Source organism: Bacillus sp. F56, from assembly GCF_001748205.1.
Lineage (GTDB): Bacteria > Bacillota > Bacilli > Bacillales > Bacillaceae > Bacillus > Bacillus stercoris.
On sequence record NZ_BDFC01000005.1, the window covers coordinates 274302 to 291221 of the forward strand.

The window sequence follows — 16920 nt, forward strand, 5'->3', positions numbered from 1 at the left end:
GGCTCAGGAGCCAGTCTTTTTTGTCTATCTCACCTTTTCTCTCGTCTCAGCAGTTCGATACAAATGGCAAGCGACAAAGCGGCCGGGTTCGATTTCTTGAAGCTGGGGACGGGATTCCCCGCATTCAGGCATCGCCTCCGGGCAACGGGTCCGAAACACGCAGCCGCTCGGCGGATTGACTGGGCTCGGCAGCTCCCCTTTCAAGAGAATACGCTCACGCTTGTCCTCCAATTCGGGATCCGGAATCGGAATCGAGGATAAAAGCGCCTTTGTATAGGGATGTAGCGGCTCACGATACAAAGTGCCGCTCTCTGTAATTTCCATCATGTGCCCTAAGTACATGACACCGATCCTGTCACTGATATGCTTCACCATCGAAAGATCGTGGGCAATAAATAAAAATGTGAGCCCTTTTTCTTTTTGAAGCCGCTTCAGCAGATTGACCACCTGCGCTTGAACCGAGACATCAAGAGCAGAAATCGGTTCGTCCGCCACGATAAATTCGGGATTCAGCGACAGTGCTCTCGCAATCCCGATTCTCTGCCTTTGCCCGCCGCTGAATTCATGCGGATAACGGCTGCCAAAATCGGGGTGAAGCCCAACTGCCTCAAGGAGCTCGTCCACGACGAGAAGCCGCGCTTTATGGGTATTGTAGAGATTGTGAATCTCCATCGGCTCCAAAATAATTTCTCGAACGGTCATGCGCGGGTTCAATGAAGCATAGGGGTCCTGAAAAATCATCTGCAGTTTGCGGTTGAAGGCAAACTGCTCTTTTTCACTTAGTGCATGAAGATTTGTGCCGCGGTATACCACACTTCCTTCTGTTGGCTGATAGAGGCGCATCAGCACTCTCCCCAAGGTTGATTTCCCGCACCCTGATTCCCCGACTAGCCCGAACGTTTCTCCTTCACGAATCTGAAAGGTGACCCCGTCGACGGCTTTGACTGTCCGCTTTTTCCCTGCGTCAAAATGCATTTTTAGCTTGCTGACCTCTAACAAAGGCAGTGGCGTCATTTGTCTCCCTCCTTATTCTGAAAAACAGCGGCGCACCGCACAAAGTTCTTTTTCATAGATTGTTTCTTTTAATGTAAGGATTTCGATTGATTTTCCCGTCTTTGGAGAATGAAGCATTTTTCCGCCGCCAACGGAGAGACCGACGTGATGAATCGCTCCTTTTCCTTCCTCATAAGCAAAAAACAGCAGGTCACCAGCCTTCATATCATCAAGCGGGACATCCTTCCCCGCCTTAGCCTGATCTCCCGCATCACGGGGGATGCGGTATCCATTGGCCTTAAATATACTGTACATAAACCCGGAGCAATCAAACCCAAACCCGCTGATCCCTCCCCACAGGTAGGGAAGGCCAAGAAAAAACGCCCCCGTTTGAATGATGTCTTCAGCAGTCCCTTTCTGTTCGCTGACAGGCACTGCATCACTTTGCTTCACAAACCTTTCCCCAAAAACGGTCGAAACCTTAAAATATCCGTTTTCTTCTGCAATGAGGGGGAGAACTGTCAAAAAGCTCAATTCGATCTCCTTTTCTCCATTGCTTTTGTACAAAAAGGCAGCAGGTTTGCTGATCATCACATCGTGTTGTGAATGGATGGGTGTAGATTTTTCCAGTTGGTTCTTTTTCATCCAGCCCGGGTATCCGCGCGGATCCTTTCGGGATGGCTGGCTAGGCACGATCACAGAAACCCATTCCCCCTGTTCCGCCGTCACAAGTACCTTTTCGCCAAAGAGAACCTGAGTTTGGATTACATTGTCTGTACATAATCCAAGCCGTTCATCATACGTCATGCGCTCCAGCCAGTCTCTGATCCTTACAGTCGGTTGAAGCATGAATTGATCAGACAGACGCGGTGAATCAGGCGCTGTCCAGATGTTGGCCACTGCTGATATGACGGTGTGCATCATTGCTCTGTTTCCCCTTTCAAAAGCGCAGCCCCGGTGATTCCGAGACCCGGTCTGCCAGGCATCGAAATCGTGCTGCCGCTGTATGTTATACCGCCTTTGATAACATCTGTTTTCAGCATCAGCGGCGCGTCAAAATCAAAGCGTGTGATGTTTCTTTTGCTTGCCGCAAAATGCGCCGCGGCCGTAATGCCCAGCTTTGTTTCGATCATGCTGCCGACCATGCACTCCACCCCGCAGGCCTCCGCTATGGCATTGATTTTCTCTGCTCCGCTGATGCCGCCCGCTTTCATCAATTTAATATTGATCAAGTCTGCGCTTCGGGTTTGCAGAACTTCGAATGCCTGCCGCGGTGTAAAAACACTTTCATCAGCCATAATCGGCGTATCTGTGGCATCTGTCACCTTTTTAAGCCCTGTGAGATCATCTTTATGAACAGGCTGCTCAACAAGCTCAATCCCAAGGCCCGCATCCTCCATTTTCCGAATGGCAGTTACAGCCTCCTTCGGCGTCCACCCCTGATTAGCGTCTAAACGCAGTTTCACGGCTGATCCGACACGTTTTCTGATTTCCTGAATGCGGGCGATATCTGTTGCGATATCATCTTTTCCGACCTTTATTTTCAGCGTTTGAAAGCCTTGTTTGAGATAATTCTCAGCATCCGCTGCCATCTCTTCAGGTGAGTTGACACTGACGGTATAATCTGTTTCAAGCGCATCCCGGTATCCGCCAAGCATTTGATAAAGCGGCAGTCCGCACATCTGCGCCCAGCCGTCGTATAGCGCCATTTCCACAGCAGCCTTCGCGCTCATATTTCCTGTAAGAAGATGCTGGATGTCGTACAGAATAGCCTCACAGCCCGCCAGGCTTTTTCCAAGCAATGCCGGCTTCAACACATGGTGGATGGCACTTTCAATGCTATCCATGCTGTCACCTGTAATCACGACCGTCGGCGGCGCTTCTCCCCATCCGATTGCGCCGCTGTCATAAGTGATCCTGACAATGACTGATTCAGCCGTATACACAGTGCGAAGCGCGGTTTTAAATGTCTTTGTCAGCGGGACGGCGATTCGGCTTGTTTCGATTCGAATGATTTTCATGTCTTCAGCGCCCCTTCTGAAACGCCTGCCTCTATTACAACTGTTTTTTCTGCTGTATTCATAGCAGCTTTCGCACCGACCGGAACGGCAATACTTGGGGAGCAGTGGCCAATTTTAAATCCTTTCAGAGCAGGTTTTCCGGCTGTTATAATATAGTCTTCCAGCACCTGCTCAAGAGAGAGAGACTTCTCTCTCTTCACTGGGACACAATTGTGAAAATCACAAACTAAAATCCCCTCCGCTTCCGTCAGCTTCCCCGCCATTTTCAGCTGATTTAGCATCCGGTCGATTTGGTAAGGCTCCTCGTCAATATCTTCAATAAACAGAAGCTTTCCTCTCGTATCAATTTCAAATGGCGTGCCCAGTGTAGACGTCAGCAAAGACAGATTTCCCCCGACAAGCTCACCTTCCGCTTTGCCGGGAACAAGCACGGTCAGCGGAGAAAGCTCTTCAGTATAGGTGAATTCCGTCTCCTGGAAGAGCTGCTTATACGACGCTTTTGTCAGCGGGTGAACGTCGTCAAGGCCAATATCCGAGCTAAGCATCGGGCCATGGAAGGTGATAAGACCTGTGTTTTGATGAATGGCAGTATGTAAAAACGTAATATCGCTGTATCCCCAAAAGATTTTAGGGTGTTTGCGGATTAAGTTGAAATCAATGCCCGCGGCGATACGTCCTGTCCCAAACCCCCCGCATGCGCACAGCACTGCTTTCACCTCCTCGTCTCTGAACATCTCATGGAGATCCGCCAGACGCTCATCATCCTGTCCCGCTAAATAACCGTGCTGGTTTTTCAGTGCCTTGCCCAGCTTCACCTGAAGACCGAGCTCTTCTAAAAATAAAAGCGCGGTGTCAAGCTTTTTTGGATCCGGCGGGCTTGCGGGCGCGATCACTCCGACTGTATCACCCTTTTTCAGCGCTTTCGGCTTGTGATTCAACGGAAACACTCCTTTCATTTGCTCTGCACCCTACGTATACGTGCAAGAAAGAGAAAAAATACCGCTCCTTCGCATAAAGAAGCAGTATTTCCTCAATCACCGCCATCAGTTTTTATCTGCCCATTTTAAATCGATATAGCCGACAGGGTGACGGACAATTCCCTTTACTTGTTCGTTTTGCAGGTGAACCTGATTATAAAAATAAATTGGAATGATCGGCGCTTCATTGATGAGTAGCTTTTCAGCTTGATGCATAAGAGAGAAACGTGTTTTTTCATCGGCTTCATTTTTCGCCTTTTGGATCAGCTGATCGTATTCTTTATTGGCCCATCCTGTGCGGTTCATCGAATTTCCCGCTTGGAAGGCTTCCAGAAAACTGATAGGGTCCGCATAATCTGGTAAAAATGAGCTTTGAGAGAATTGGAATTTCAATGCTTTTTGATCCTCTAAAAATACGTTCCATTCCATATTGGCCAGCTTTACATCGACTCCAAGGGTATTTTTTAATTTTTGCTGGACAGCCTCGGCAATCTTTTTATGCTCCGGCTTTGTGCTGTAAGTAAGCGTGATCGCAGGAAGCTTATTATAGTTTTCTTCCTTCATCCCCTTTTCGAGCAGCTGCTTCGCTTTGCTTTCGTTAGGCGTGATCAGGTCTCCGCCCGCTTCACGGAAATCTTTGCCGTCGGGCTGCGTAAATCCAGGCGATACAAAGGCGCGCGCCGGTTTTTCATTATTTTTCGTGACGTACTTTACAATTTCGTCTTGATCCACAGCCATCGCAAAGGCTTTTCTGATGTTTTCATTTTGGAATGGCTCCATGTTCACATTAAACCGATAGAAATAGAGACCCGCCTGGTCAACAATATTGACGTTATCCTGATCCATCAGCTGGTCGCTTAACTCTGCAGGGACATAAGCAGTATCAAGTTCGCCTGATTGAAACATCTGATAATCTGTATTTCTGTCACTGACCATCGCCCATTTCACCTTATCAAGCTTTACGGTATCCTTATCCCAATACGTGTCGCTTTTCTCCATAGTGATGCTGTCATCATGCTTCCATTCAGTCAGCTTAAACGGGCCGTTCCCAACAAAAGTATCCGCCTCAGCGAACCACTTTGGATTGTCTTTATCGACCTTTTCGTTTACTGGAAAATACGCTGGATTGGAGACGACGCTGAGAAAATATTTTTGCGGTGCTTCCAGCGTAACTTCAAGGGTTCGATCATCCTTTGCCGTCACCTTCACATCGTCTTTTTTCCCTTTCCCGCTGTTATACGCTTCGCCGCCTTCAATAAGATAGCCTAGGAATGCCGATGAAGCGCCTTTTTTCGGATCAAGCATCCGCTTCCACGCGTATTCGAAGTCTCCGGCTGTTACCGGATCTCCGTTTGTCCATTTCGCATTTTCTCGTATCGTAAACGTGTAGGTTTTTTTATCCTTTGATACAGACCACTTCTCCGCCATTGCCGGCTCGGGCTCATTCTCTTTGCCAAGACGCGTCAGCCCCTCCATGATGTTATTTAACGGCTGCCATGACACATTATTGAAACCGATCGGCGGATCAAATGAAGTCGGTTCATTTTCGTTATTTAAATAAAGCACCTTTTCTCCGCTGGTTTTTGCCTTATCATGACTGCCTTCTTTTCCGGCCTGTTCATTTGCTGTGCATCCCATCAGCGCAAACGAAAGTCCTAATGCAAGGCCCATACCCCATAGCTTTTTCACTCGTTTCATCCTCTTCCCCCTTTTCATGTTCAACCCTTCGCATCTCCTGACAGCACAGCATGCTCTGCTCGTTGATCCTGCAGCCAGCAGTTGACAGTATGCGAGTCAGATCTGATCGTCTGGGCCGGATATACCCTGTCACACACAACCATCCTGTTCGGACAGCGGGCGGCAAACGGGCAGCCCGGCGGAGGTGAAAATAAATCCGGCGGCGTTCCGTCAATCGGGATCAGCTCAGCGCCATCTAAATCCAGCCGCGGAACAGAGCCCAGCAGGCCTTTTGTATATGGGTGCTGCGGCTGATAAAAAATATCTTTTCTTGTGCCGATTTCCGCCATTTTCCCGGCATACATGACTGCGACTCTGTCAGCTACCTGGGCAACAACCCCTAAATCGTGCGTAATCAGAATGACAGACACATTCGTTTTTCTCTGAATCTCTTTAAACAGCTCTAAAATCTGGGCCTGAATGGTTACATCCAGGGCGGTGGTCGGTTCATCCGCAATTAAGATGTCAGGCTCGCAAATCAGCGCCATCGCAATGACAATCCGCTGTCTCATGCCGCCGCTGAATTGATGGGGATATTGCTTTAGGCGCTCTTCGGGATCTGGAATACCGACCAATGACAGCATGGAAAGCACCTCTTTCCGCACCGCTTTTTTGCCCATTTTTTTGTGGCGCAATAGCGCTTCCCCCAGCTGGTCGCCGACAGTCAGCGTCGGGTTTAACGCCGTCATCGGGTCTTGAAAAATCATAGAAATGTCGGCTCCCCTTATGCTTCTCATTTCTTTGTCAGAGAGACGGCAAAGGTCTTTGTTTTTAAATAGAATGCTGCCGTCTGTCACCTTCGCCGAATAAGGCGGAAGCAGGCCCATAATGCTTTGAGAGGTCACGCTTTTGCCGCAGCCGGATTCGCCGACGATCGCAAAGGTTTCTCCTTTATACAAATCAAAGCTCACCCCTCTGACCGCCTGAACCGTCCCGCCGTAAGTCGTAAAAGACACGTGCAGATTTTGGACTGACAGAACTTTTTCCATACAGCTACCTCCTCAGCTTAGGGTCGAGCGCATCCTGCAATCCGTCCCCCAGCACATTAAACGCATACATTGTCAGAGATATGAAAAAGGCCGGAAAAAACAGGCGCCACCAATGGCCAGACAAAATTGTAGGCAGGCCGTCATTTGCCATCACACCCCAGCTTGCAAACGGGGCCTGTATGCCGAGGCCGAGAAAGCTTAAAAATGATTCTGCGAATATTGCGGCAGGTACGGTTAATGTCATTTGTACGATGATCGCTCCCATTGTATTCGGCAGCAAATCCTTCCGTATAATGCGAAACGTTTTCGCGCCAAAGGTTTTCGAGGCGAGCACATATTCATAATTTTTAATCTGAAGCACCTGGCCTCTTACAATTCTCGCCATGCCGACCCATCCGGTCACAGTCAGCGCCACAATAATCGTGCCCAGTCCCGGCCCCATGAGCACCATCAGCAAAATGACAACAAGCAGGTACGGCAGCCCGTACAGCACTTCGATAATCCGCATCATAATGCTGTCAATCCTGCCGCCTTTATAACCGGCAACGCCTCCGTAAATGACACCGATCACAAAGTCAATCAGCGCTGCCATCACGCCGACAAATAACGAAATTCTCGCGCCATACCATGTTCGGGTAAACACATCCCGGCCGAGTTCATCGGTGCCGAACCAATGATCGGCTGAGGGCGGTAGATTTTGTTCGGTCAGCGATTGGCGCACGACACTATGAGGCGATATAAAGGGTCCGATAACTGCCATGACAAAAAGAAATAAAAGAATAAAGAGTCCAGCCATCGCTAATTTATTTTTCTTCAGCCTCCTCCAGGCATCCTGCGTGTATGACAAGCTCGGCCGCTTGACCGAATCGGCTTCCCGATTTTTTTCCTGATTTGAGACAAACCACTCATCCGGTACCTGAATGTGCTGTTCTGGCTGGCGTTCATCCGTTTGTACAGGGAGATTCACACGCTTCACCCTTTCTTATGCAGTTTAATGCGCGGGTCTAAGAGACCGTAGGCCAAATCGACCAAAAACAGCATGATGATCAGAATGACGCTGTAAAAAACGGTCGTTCCCATAATCACGGGATAGTCCCGCTGATTAATGCTTTCCACAAAATATTTTCCCATTCCCGGAATGGCAAAGATTTTTTCAATGACAAAGCTTCCTGTTAAGATGCTGGCGACGAGTGTGCCCAGGACGGTAATGACGGGCATGAGTGCATTTCTGAGTGCGTGTTTCACAATAATTTTGAACGGGGAAAGCCCTTTTGCTTTTGCTGTGCGGATATAATCCTGAGTCAGAACTTCGACCATGCTTGACCGTGTCAGCCTGGCAATGATCGCCATTGGCCCTACAGCAAGCGCTGCGGTCGGAAGCACCATATGAATCGGGCTCGTCCATGTGGCAGCAGGAAATAGTTTGAGATTGACTGCAAATTGCTGGATGAGCAATGTTGCGAGAATAAAATTCGGGATGGAGATGCCAAGTACCGCAAGACTCATCGCAGCGTAGTCCAAAAAGCCATTACGGCGGAGCGCAGCGATTACGCCTAGTACCAGCCCAGAAATCACAGCAATGACAATCGCCGTCATTCCAAGCTCAAAGGAAACGGGAAATCCGCGTTCCAGCATGTCATTTACGCTGTCGGATGGTTTTTTTATTGAAGGTCCAAAATCGAATGTAATGATGGATTTTAGGTAGATGATGTATTGGAAAATGAGAGGATCGTCTAAGTGATAGTAGGCTTCGAGATTTTTTTGAACGGCTTCATTTGTGCCTCTCTCCTCGTTAAAAGGAGATCCGGGAATGACCTTCATGAGAACAAAAGTCAGGGTGGTAATCACCAAAATCGTAGCTGCCATTGCCCAAAAACGCTTTATCAGGTATCGTGCCAAAGCCTAAAACACCCCTTTAGCAGAATGATGTCCGCATCGCAAGCTCAGTCATGACAAGCATCGCCTGATAGGCTTCAAGCATGTCCTTCGCCTGAAATTGAACGGTTGTGGTTCCCGTTTTGATTTCCGTTCCCGGCATCAGATTCGCCCATTCTGCCTGGCCGTAATTGGCGAATTCAATGCTCAGAACCGGCCTGTCAGGCGGTGTAAGCGGTTTGACCTTGTCCTTGTTTTGCAGGGCAAATGCGGTTTTTTCTGTCAACAGCCGTCCGGCTTTCGCAGGCGACAAGCACTTCACTGCAGATCTTGAAATCGTTTGTTTGACTGCGGCTGTCGTCACGTTCGGAATAAGCTCTTCCGCTTCCTTCGCCGCCCGGTCATCCCCGGCTACCATTAATACAGGGACATCATAATAACCGGCAACGTATGCATTTAGCCCAAGCTCACCGACAGGCTGATCGTTTATGTAAAAATGACGGACCCCGAAAATCATGCTGTGTGACATGACACCGGGGGTCGAGGCTCTCGCATGATAACCGAGGAACAAAGCGCCTGTAAACGTATCATCCAGTCCCTCAACCATAGAAAATGGTTTGACGTCACCGGAAATCAAATCTGCTTCAGGGTGAAGCTTTTCAACCATCAGATTATTCATCTTCGAATGACTGTCATTGACCAACACCTCTGTACACCCGCTGTTAAATGCTTCGGCAATACAGTAGTTTGCTTCTTCAGTCATAATGAGCCGCCCGCGTTCATAATTACGCTTGCCGGAATCCACAAAGGTATCGTCCGGAAGACCCGAAATACCTTCCATATCTACTGACAGGTACAATTTCATAACGCTCCTCCTTTTTTACTAAATTATGAATATTCCAACAAATTATATTAAAAAAAGAGGAAAAATGCAATATAACTGGGGAAAATCTCGACCATTCAGTGATAAAAAAGAATCCTCTTGCAAGGATTCATGTCTGTTTTTCTGTCTGTTCTGTAACAAGTTCATATTTTTTCAGCGTCCTTTCAAACACCTGATCAAAAACGTCCGGCACAGAGGCGCGTATCACCTCAGCTCCCTCTCCCGTTATTCCGCCTTTCGTTGCAACACGTTCCAGCGTCTCCTCGAAAGACATATTTTTTTCGATCAGCAGCTTGCCAGTTCCGTATAGTGAATGAATCAGAAAATCAAAGGCTTCTTCTTTGGACAGGCTGCTGTTTCTGACGGCAGACAGTGCCAATTCTTCAAAGATTGCAGCTATGAATCCCGGTGCCGAGCTCGTTAAATTGCTGGCCGCATCAACATTCGATTCTTTGATTTCTCGTACACGGCTGAAAACCGATAACAATTCATTCAGATGCTCTTTCTTCTCCGCAGCTAGTGCTTCACTGTGAACGACAAGTGAGATGCCGGCTTCTGCTTCGGACGTAATGGCAGGAATAACGCGTGAGATACCCGCTTCTGTTTCCGCCTCCAAAAGACGCAGCGGCACACCGGCAGCTATGGATACGATGTGAGTATTTCTGTTCACATACGGGTGCAGACGGCGCATTGTTTCGATGACATGGAGCGGCGGGACGCATATCAAAATCAATTGGCATGTATTTGCCCATTTCTCCAGCGAATCAGCCGATACGTTTGGGTAATCTGACATGAGTGCCTGCAGCCGCTCCCCCTTCGTTCTCGTTTCAATAAATAGCTCATTCTCTTTTATTTGTCCGTGCTTCAACAGCTGTCTGGCGATCATATCCGCCATGCTGCCATATCCAATCAATCCAATTTGTTCCATTGACTCAGTCCTTTCATATACAATATGAAGTGTACCGTTTTCCGCACTTTTTCACAATTTCCCATAATCTTTTCATTTTTATCCCACAGTTTTTGTTTATGATAAACTCAAGTCATAAACCTATCATAAATAGTAATGTGAAAATAGAGAAACGGAGTGAACATAATGAATAACTATCGTGATGAAAACAGAACGGAAGGTAATGAGAATGAGGTCTTTTTAACAAAAGAGAACGATCAGAGCACCTCCTACTCAGCCCGCAATGTCATTCATGATCAGGAAAAGAAAAAACGAGGATTCGGATGGTTCAGGCCGTTGCTTGGCGGAGTGATCGGCGGCAGTCTCGCCCTTGGCATTTACACGTTTACACCGCTTGGCGACCATGATTCTCAGGACACTGCAAAACAATCATCCAGCCAGCAGCAAACGCAATCTGTTACTGCTAAAAGCACGTCCTCTGAATCTAAAAAAAGCTCATCAAGCTCAAGCAGCTCATCTGCATTCAAGAGCGAGGACTCTTCTAAAATCTCAGATATGGTAGAAGACCTTTCACCAGCAATAGTCGGCATTACAAATCTTCAGGCACAATCAAACAGCTCTTTGTTCGGCTCTGGCTCATCCAGTTCCAGCTCTGATTCCAGCGAAGATACAGAAAGCGGTTCAGGGTCTGGTGTCATTTTCAAAAAAGAGAATGGCAAGGCTTATATCATTACAAATAACCACGTCGTAGAAGGAGCATCTTCACTGAAGGTATCTTTATATGACGGCACTGAAGTGACAGCAAAGCTGGTAGGCAGTGACTCGTTAACTGATTTAGCTGTTCTCCAAATCAGTGATGATCATGTCACAAAAGTGGCAAACTTCGGAAATTCATCTGATCTCAGAACAGGCGAGACCGTTATTGCGATTGGGGACCCGCTTGGAAAAGACCTGTCCCGCACGGTAACACAAGGAATTGTAAGCGGCGTGGACAGGACGGTTTCAATGTCTACTTCAGCCGGCGAAACGAGCATTAACGTCATTCAGACAGACGCAGCAATTAACCCAGGTAACAGCGGCGGCCCTTTGTTAAATACAGACGGCAAAATTGTCGGCATTAACAGTATGAAAATCAGTGAGGATGATGTTGAGGGTATCGGATTTGCCATTCCAAGCAATGACGTAAAACCGATTGCTGAAGAATTGCTGTCGAAAGGGCAAATTGAACGTCCATATATCGGTGTCAGCATGCTTGATCTAGAACAAGTGCCGCAAAACTACCAAGAAGGCACACTCGGCCTGTTCGGCAGCCAGCTGAATAAAGGTGTTTACATCCGTGAGGTCGCTTCAGGCTCTCCTGCTGAAAAGGCTGGATTAAAAGCGGAGGATATTATCATCGGCCTAAAAGGTAAAGAAACCGATACAGGCAGTGAATTGCGCAATATCTTATATAAAGACGCAAAAATCGGTGATACCGTTGAAGTGAAAATTCTCAGAAACGGCAAAGAAATGACGAAAAAAATTAAACTCGATCAAAAAGAAGAGAAAACTTCGTAAGAGATAAAGCCTCAGGCCGCCAAATTCGGCCTGAGGCTTTTTTAATAGACAAAGACCTAACTGCTCTATGAAACTTTCTGGCAAGATATCCGTATATCATACAGACTGACATCATTCGCATCAAGATGCTAGAAACATCGTTTGCTAGGAGGTATAAACATGAAAACCGCGGGATTGAGTATGATCTGCGCAGGATTAGCTTTTCTTTTGCTGAGCTTTCTTCTCTCTGAATCGACGTTGGCATGGGGAGTTGTACTGGGTGCCAGTATTCTATTAAACGTCACTGGTACAGCAGTGATCATGCGTTTCTTAAAAGCCCCCCAATATAATAGTTGACATGCGGCAAAGCCTAAGACGAAAACGATTAGGCTTTGCCGTTTTTCTTTCAGCGTGAGTGAACCGAAGTACAAGCCCGCAATCTCTTCCGCCTTCTCTTATTCCATATATCCATTCGCATTTTTCACTTTGATCGACAGAACATAAAAAAACCCCTGTCCGTTAAGAACAGAGGTTTTAAGGTTATGACATGTGCTGGTCTCTATAGAGTCTTTTATTTTCAATCCCGTACGATTTCTGTACGATGTAAAGTGGCCGGTCTTTGGCTTCATCATAGATTCTGCCGATATATTCGCCGATCATGCCCAGTATCAGAAGCACAATGCCGCTGAACAGGAGCTGGATCACAATAAGTGATGACCAGCCGGTAATCGTGCTGTCTGTGAACAGCTTCAAATACAGTACGATAAACATATACAGAAATCCTGCGCCTGACATTAAGACCCCGACATAGCTTGCCAGCTTCAGCGGTTTATGTGAAAATGTCGTAATGCCGTCCATTGAAAGCTTCAGCATTTTCTTAAGCGGGTATTTCGTTTCTCCGGCAAGCCTTTCATCACGTACATACTCAACTGCCGTTTGTTTGAAGCCTACCCAGCTGACGAGTCCTCGGACAAAAGGGTTTTTTTCCTTTAATTTTTTCATTTCATCACAGACTTTTCTGTCCATGAGGCGGAAATCCCCGGTATCAATCGGGATATCAATATCTGTCATGCTGCTGAGAAGCCGGTAAAACATAGCTGCAGTCTGTTTTTTGAAAAAGGTTTCCCCTTTTCGTTTTGTACGTACGGCGTATACGACCTCATAGCCTTCCTTCCACTTTTCAATCATGTCTAAAATTAACTCAGGAGGGTCCTGCAAATCGGCGTCAATGACGGCGATGGCATTTCCCTGTGCATAATCCATACCCGCTGTAATCGCGATCTGGTGCCCAAAATTCCTTGAAAAGTCTATAATCTTTACTCTCGGATCGATCAGGCTGTACTCTCTTAAAATCTCAATACTGCGATCTTTGCTTCCATCATTGACGAAAAGCAGCTCGTAGTTTTCCTTCGTTTGATCCATGACCTCTTTTAAGCGCTGATAGGTTTCATGAATGACAAGCTCTTCGTTATACACAGGTACAACAATTGAATATTGAATATGTCTGCTCATGTTTTTTCCTCCTATTCATCAGCATTTAGTTCGTATAACGTTGCTGACTGGTTCATTCCGCCAGGCCCGCCGCCCATTTTGCCGGTTTGGCCTGAAGCCTTGCTGTTGCTTGATGTATCAGCTGAATCAGTATCTTCTGTTTTTTGATCAGAACTTGATTGCCATTTTTCTGATGCTACTTCTTTTCCATTTTTCTCAACCCATTCGACAATGTCATTGTTTCCGCCTTTCCCCATTCCTGAAGCCAAGAAGTATTTCACTTTTCCTTCTTTTACGAGCTTTTTAAATTGAGTCAGCGTGATCGCCGGGTCAGAACCGCTGTATCCGCCAATAGCCATGACAGCTTTTTTCGTTTTAATGATATATGGCGCCGCTGTGTTCGAATCGGTTGTGGCGAATAGGTATTCAGCTCCGGCGTTATTCTCCTCTAGATATTTGATCAGTTTTTCATTTACAGTCGCATCAGACATTCCCATGCCTTTTCCGCTCATTGATGCGAGCTGAGGGCCTGTTTCAGGCAGTGAACTGTTGCCACCGTACAATAGCGGTGTGCTTGCCCAATATATCGGCATCACCAGCAATGCGAGAAGAGCTGCAAGCGAAGTATAATAACTGATCGGTTTTTGGCGCTGTTTGAACAGCAGCAAAGCAATCGCTGACAACACGCCGATAACCCCTACCCCGATACTCCATCCAACACCGATTTGATCGTTGTAGTTTCTGAGAATAAACAATTCAAATCCAGTTGTCGCAATGATTGCGCCTGGCAGAAGCCATGATTTCCAGCCTGTCTGATTGCGGTACAGATGAACAAGGGCAACCCACCCCGCACCGACAAGAGCCGCAATCGGCGGTGCCAGCATGATGAGATAATAATGATGGAAAAATTCTGCGACACTGAAGAATCCGGCAATCGGTACAAGCCACGCTACCCAGAACACCGTTTCCTTCTGCTCTATAGATAATCTTCTTCTTTCTCTCGCGCCAGCGATCAGTAAGCCTGCGATTCCAAAAATCGCAAATGGCAGAAGCCAGCTGATTTGATCAGATAACTCTGTTTGGAAAAGCCGCAGTGGACCAGGTGTTCCCGTTCCAAACATTCCTGAACCTGATTGCATTTTTGAGCCGGTTCCTGTTCCGCCTTTCCCTCCGTCTCCGCCAGGTCCTCCTTGGCCGCCATCTCCGCCGCTTGGAGGGCCTCCTTGACCGCCGCTTGGCATTTCTCCGCCGCTTGGCATTTGGCCATTGGATGGAGGTGCCGTCATATTGCCACTTGAGGATTTGTCATCGCTTGATGTCTGATTAGGCGGTGCTTGAGTGTTATCAGAAGAAGACATTTCTTTTGAAGCGTCTTTGTTTGGCGCACCCTGGCCGCTACCGGAATTTTGGCCTGTCAGCCGCTGGATTCCGTTATAACCAAAAGCCAATTCCAGCACAGAGTTGGTTTGGCTGCTTCCGATATAAGGCCGCTTGCTTGCAGGGATATTGTCAACAATGAGCGGCCACGATAACGAAACGGCTGCTAATACGGCTAACGCACTTACCAGCGAAATGATTTTTTTCTTCATCGTAGCGTTTGCCGCAATCAAATAGAATAATAAGAAAGCCGGTAAAATCATGTAAGCCTGCAGCATTTTTGTATTGAAACCTACTCCAACAACGAAAAACGCTGCTAACAACCAGATCAGCTTTCCTTTTCTGATCGCTTTAAAGAGAAGCCATGTAGCAAGCAATAAGAAAAATACCAGTAATGCATCAACATTGTTTGTACGTGCTACAGCCACCGCGATCGGTGTACATGCCATGATGAAAGAGGCAATTCTTGCTGCCGTCTTACCGAATGTCGGTTTTATTAACAGATACATTAAAAGGACAGAACCTACACCAGCAAGTGCCTGAGGCAGGATGACGCTCCATCCGTGCATACCGAATATAAGTGCGCTGATGGTTTGTATCTGGAACGTAATAGGCGGTTTATCAACCGTTATAAACCCCGCCGCGTCGAATGAGGCATAGAAAAAATTATGAAAGCTTTGCATCATACTTGTGACTGCAGCGGTGTAATAAGGATTCACCGTATCATCATTCCAGATGTTATAGATATTTAAGAATGCAGATGCGAGCAAAATGAGGATGAGGACGATATCCAGCTCGCGTTTTTTCTTTTCCACGTGTTTTTCACTCCTTTTTGTCTAACTTGGAAATAGTGTAACAAGCAAATATGAATAAACTATTAATAAACAAAGACAATATTTTTGCCGAGGCCATTTCATGCCAATCATCCTAGATACAGCTGATCTCAAGCCATTTCTCCCAACCGTAATCTGATATTTCATTCCAATGGGTGATGCTGTTTTACCAAAATAAAAAAGCCCTCCGGCGGCGCCGGAAGGCAGATGAATCACAATTTATTGGATCGGTTTCAATTTCGCTTCAATTTCAGCTCTTCGATGCTCAAGATACGGAGGAAGAGCGATCGTTTGGCCAAGCTCATCAAGATTTTCATCTACCATAAAGCCCGGTCCGTCTGTTGATAACTCGAACAAAATGCCGTTCGGTTCTCTGAAATACAGCGCCTTGAAATAGTAGCGCTCAACAATGCCAGAATTGCTAAAGCCTTCCCGGCTGATGATCTGATGCCACCCGGCAAGTTCTTCTTCATCTCTTACCCGAAATGCAACGTGGTGAACACTTCCTTTTCCTTGGCGCTCGCGCGGAAGATCGTTTCTTTCTATTAAATGGATTTCCGTTGCCGCACCGCCTTCTCCTGATTCCAAAATAACTGCGGTTCCTTGTCCTCCAACTGGTTCACGGTTCATTTCTGTAAATCCAAGAATATTCGTCAATACGTGTAAGGTTGGTTCAGCATATGGCACAGTCAGTTCAACCGGCCCTAATCCGCGAAACGAAAATTCTTCCGGAATGCCGCTCTGTTTAACAGGCAGGCCATATCCTTTTCCTTTCTCATCAGCAGTCAGCACAAGCCGCTGCCCTTCATGATCTTGGAATGCCAATATGTCACGTCCGGCTCTTTTTGAGATGCCGCTGTGCACCACTTCGTGCTCTTCAAAACGTTCTTTCCAGTAATGCAGAGCTTCTGTACTTGGGACGCGCAACCCAATAGAAGAAATACTGTTTGTTCCCGCATGAAATGGTGCAATGCGGGGAATCTCGAAAAACGTCAGCTCAGTTCCCGGATTTGCCACTTCATCTCCGTAGAACAGATGATACATTGTTGGTTCATCCTGGTTGACGGATTTTTTGACGAGCTTTAATCCTAATACTTTCTTATAGAAATCCAAGTTTTTTTGTGCGTCGGCCGTTAATGCCGATACATGGTGAATGCCGTTGACTTTCATATGCTGTCCCTCCAGGTCATTTTATCTCGATTTCGAGATATCATATCATAGTTATCTATTTATTGTTCTAATTACAAGGTATTTTATTCGCAAGGGAAAGTCAACATATCAGCTTCACCGACGGTTCGTTC

The 16920-nt window shown here is 46.9% G+C and carries 15 protein-coding genes and 1 pseudogene; 2 read left to right on the forward strand and 14 right to left on the reverse strand.

The window, feature by feature from the left end; all coding sequences use genetic code 11:
* Window positions 1–24: 24 nt before the first annotated feature.
* The 10 genes from BFW96_RS05955 to proG form a co-directional block, all read right to left on the reverse strand.
* Entirely contained in the window at window positions 25–1014 is a 990-nt protein-coding gene (locus tag BFW96_RS05955) for an ABC transporter ATP-binding protein (protein WP_040083344.1), read from the reverse strand.
* 12 nt (window positions 1015–1026) lie between these two features.
* Entirely contained in the window at window positions 1027–1917 is an 891-nt protein-coding gene (gene eepC / locus BFW96_RS05960; protein WP_069838908.1) for a gamma-D-glutamyl-L-lysine dipeptidyl-peptidase, read from the reverse strand.
* Window positions 1914–3014: an L-Ala-D/L-Glu epimerase gene (ykfB, locus tag BFW96_RS05965; protein ID WP_069838909.1), complete on the reverse strand. Its 1101-nt coding sequence runs from the start codon at window positions 3012–3014 to the stop codon at window positions 1914–1916. Before ykfB ends, eepC begins: the two co-directional genes overlap by 4 nt.
* Complete coding sequence (locus BFW96_RS05970) at window positions 3011–3970, reverse strand: S66 peptidase family protein (protein WP_069838910.1); 960 nt, start codon at window positions 3968–3970, stop codon at window positions 3011–3013. The genes ykfB and BFW96_RS05970 overlap by 4 nt, the downstream gene beginning before the upstream one ends.
* Before the next feature lie 87 nt (window positions 3971–4057).
* Window positions 4058–5707: a dipeptide ABC transporter substrate-binding protein DppE gene (gene dppE, locus BFW96_RS05975; RefSeq protein ID WP_014663680.1), complete on the reverse strand. Its 1650-nt coding sequence runs from the start codon at window positions 5705–5707 to the stop codon at window positions 4058–4060.
* Between the two features lie 2 nt (window positions 5708–5709).
* Window positions 5710–6717, reverse strand: coding sequence for a dipeptide ABC transporter ATP-binding subunit DppD (dppD, locus tag BFW96_RS05980; RefSeq protein WP_069838911.1), 1008 nt, complete (start codon window positions 6715–6717; stop codon window positions 5710–5712).
* 4 nt (window positions 6718–6721) lie between these two features.
* Window positions 6722–7684, reverse strand: coding sequence for a dipeptide ABC transporter permease DppC (gene dppC, locus BFW96_RS05985; protein ID WP_069838912.1), 963 nt, complete (start codon window positions 7682–7684; stop codon window positions 6722–6724).
* 5 nt (window positions 7685–7689) lie between these two features.
* On the reverse strand, window positions 7690–8616 hold the full coding sequence (dppB, locus tag BFW96_RS05990) for a dipeptide ABC transporter permease DppB (protein WP_069838913.1): 927 nt from the start codon (window positions 8614–8616) through the stop codon (window positions 7690–7692).
* 16 nt (window positions 8617–8632) lie between these two features.
* Window positions 8633–9457, reverse strand: a complete 825-nt coding sequence (dppA, locus tag BFW96_RS05995) for a D-aminopeptidase DppA (RefSeq protein ID WP_014663676.1) — start codon at window positions 9455–9457, stop codon at window positions 8633–8635.
* A gap of 127 nt (window positions 9458–9584) precedes the next feature.
* Window positions 9585–10403, reverse strand: a complete 819-nt coding sequence (gene proG, locus BFW96_RS06000; protein ID WP_069838914.1) for a pyrroline-5-carboxylate reductase ProG — start codon at window positions 10401–10403, stop codon at window positions 9585–9587.
* A 165-nt stretch (window positions 10404–10568) separates the two neighbouring features.
* Here proG and htrA point away from each other — a divergent pair, with 165 nt between their 5' ends.
* Both htrA and BFW96_RS21680 read left to right on the forward strand, forming a co-directional pair.
* A complete protein-coding gene (htrA, locus tag BFW96_RS06005; protein WP_069838915.1) occupies window positions 10569–11939 on the forward strand; it encodes a serine protease HtrA in 1371 nt (456 codons plus the stop codon).
* Between the two features lie 159 nt (window positions 11940–12098).
* The gene (locus BFW96_RS21680; protein ID WP_052438167.1) at window positions 12099–12275 is read left to right on the forward strand and encodes a hypothetical protein; all 177 of its coding nucleotides are present in this window, start codon (window positions 12099–12101) and stop codon (window positions 12273–12275) included.
* A 183-nt stretch (window positions 12276–12458) separates the two neighbouring features.
* Here BFW96_RS21680 and BFW96_RS06015 read toward each other — a convergent pair whose 3' ends face one another.
* The 4 genes and pseudogenes from BFW96_RS06015 to BFW96_RS06025 form a co-directional block, all read right to left on the reverse strand.
* Window positions 12459–13430 (reverse strand): glycosyltransferase family 2 protein, encoded by a 972-nt coding sequence (locus BFW96_RS06015; RefSeq protein ID WP_014663672.1) that lies wholly within the window; start codon window positions 13428–13430, stop codon window positions 12459–12461.
* Between the two features lie 11 nt (window positions 13431–13441).
* A complete protein-coding gene (locus BFW96_RS06020) occupies window positions 13442–15601 on the reverse strand; it encodes a glycosyltransferase family 39 protein (protein WP_069838916.1) in 2160 nt (719 codons plus the stop codon).
* A 7-nt stretch (window positions 15602–15608) separates the two neighbouring features.
* A pseudogene (locus BFW96_RS21400) lies at window positions 15609–15754 on the reverse strand (hypothetical protein).
* Window positions 15755–15838: 84 nt separating this feature from the next.
* On the reverse strand, window positions 15839–16789 hold the full coding sequence (locus tag BFW96_RS06025) for a ring-cleaving dioxygenase (protein WP_069838917.1): 951 nt from the start codon (window positions 16787–16789) through the stop codon (window positions 15839–15841).
* Window positions 16790–16920 lie beyond the last annotated feature (131 nt).

What these genes read in the sequence shown, in the direction of transcription:
- dppD (WP_069838911.1), bottom strand. Translation starts at nt 6,717, where the DNA reads ATGGAAAAAGTTCTGTCAGTCCAAAATCTGCACGTGTCTTTTACGACT.
- BFW96_RS05955 (WP_040083344.1), bottom strand. Translation starts at nt 1,014, where the DNA reads ATGACGCCACTGCCTTTGTTAGAGGTCAGCAAGCTAAAAATGCATTTT.
- proG (WP_069838914.1), bottom strand. Translation starts at nt 10,403, where the DNA reads ATGGAACAAATTGGATTGATTGGATATGGCAGCATGGCGGATATGATC.
- htrA (WP_069838915.1), top strand. Translation starts at nt 10,569, where the DNA reads ATGAATAACTATCGTGATGAAAACAGAACGGAAGGTAATGAGAATGAG.
- BFW96_RS06015 (WP_014663672.1), bottom strand. Translation starts at nt 13,430, where the DNA reads ATGAGCAGACATATTCAATATTCAATTGTTGTACCTGTGTATAACGAA.
- ykfB (WP_069838909.1), bottom strand. Translation starts at nt 3,014, where the DNA reads ATGAAAATCATTCGAATCGAAACAAGCCGAATCGCCGTCCCGCTGACA.
- BFW96_RS21680 (WP_052438167.1), top strand. Translation starts at nt 12,099, where the DNA reads ATGAAAACCGCGGGATTGAGTATGATCTGCGCAGGATTAGCTTTTCTT.
- BFW96_RS06025 (WP_069838917.1), bottom strand. Translation starts at nt 16,789, where the DNA reads ATGAAAGTCAACGGCATTCACCATGTATCGGCATTAACGGCCGACGCA.
- BFW96_RS05970 (WP_069838910.1), bottom strand. Translation starts at nt 3,970, where the DNA reads ATGAAAGGAGTGTTTCCGTTGAATCACAAGCCGAAAGCGCTGAAAAAG.
- dppA (WP_014663676.1), bottom strand. Translation starts at nt 9,457, where the DNA reads ATGAAATTGTACCTGTCAGTAGATATGGAAGGTATTTCGGGTCTTCCG.
- eepC (WP_069838908.1), bottom strand. Translation starts at nt 1,917, where the DNA reads ATGATGCACACCGTCATATCAGCAGTGGCCAACATCTGGACAGCGCCT.
- dppE (WP_014663680.1), bottom strand. Translation starts at nt 5,707, where the DNA reads ATGAAAAGGGGGAAGAGGATGAAACGAGTGAAAAAGCTATGGGGTATG.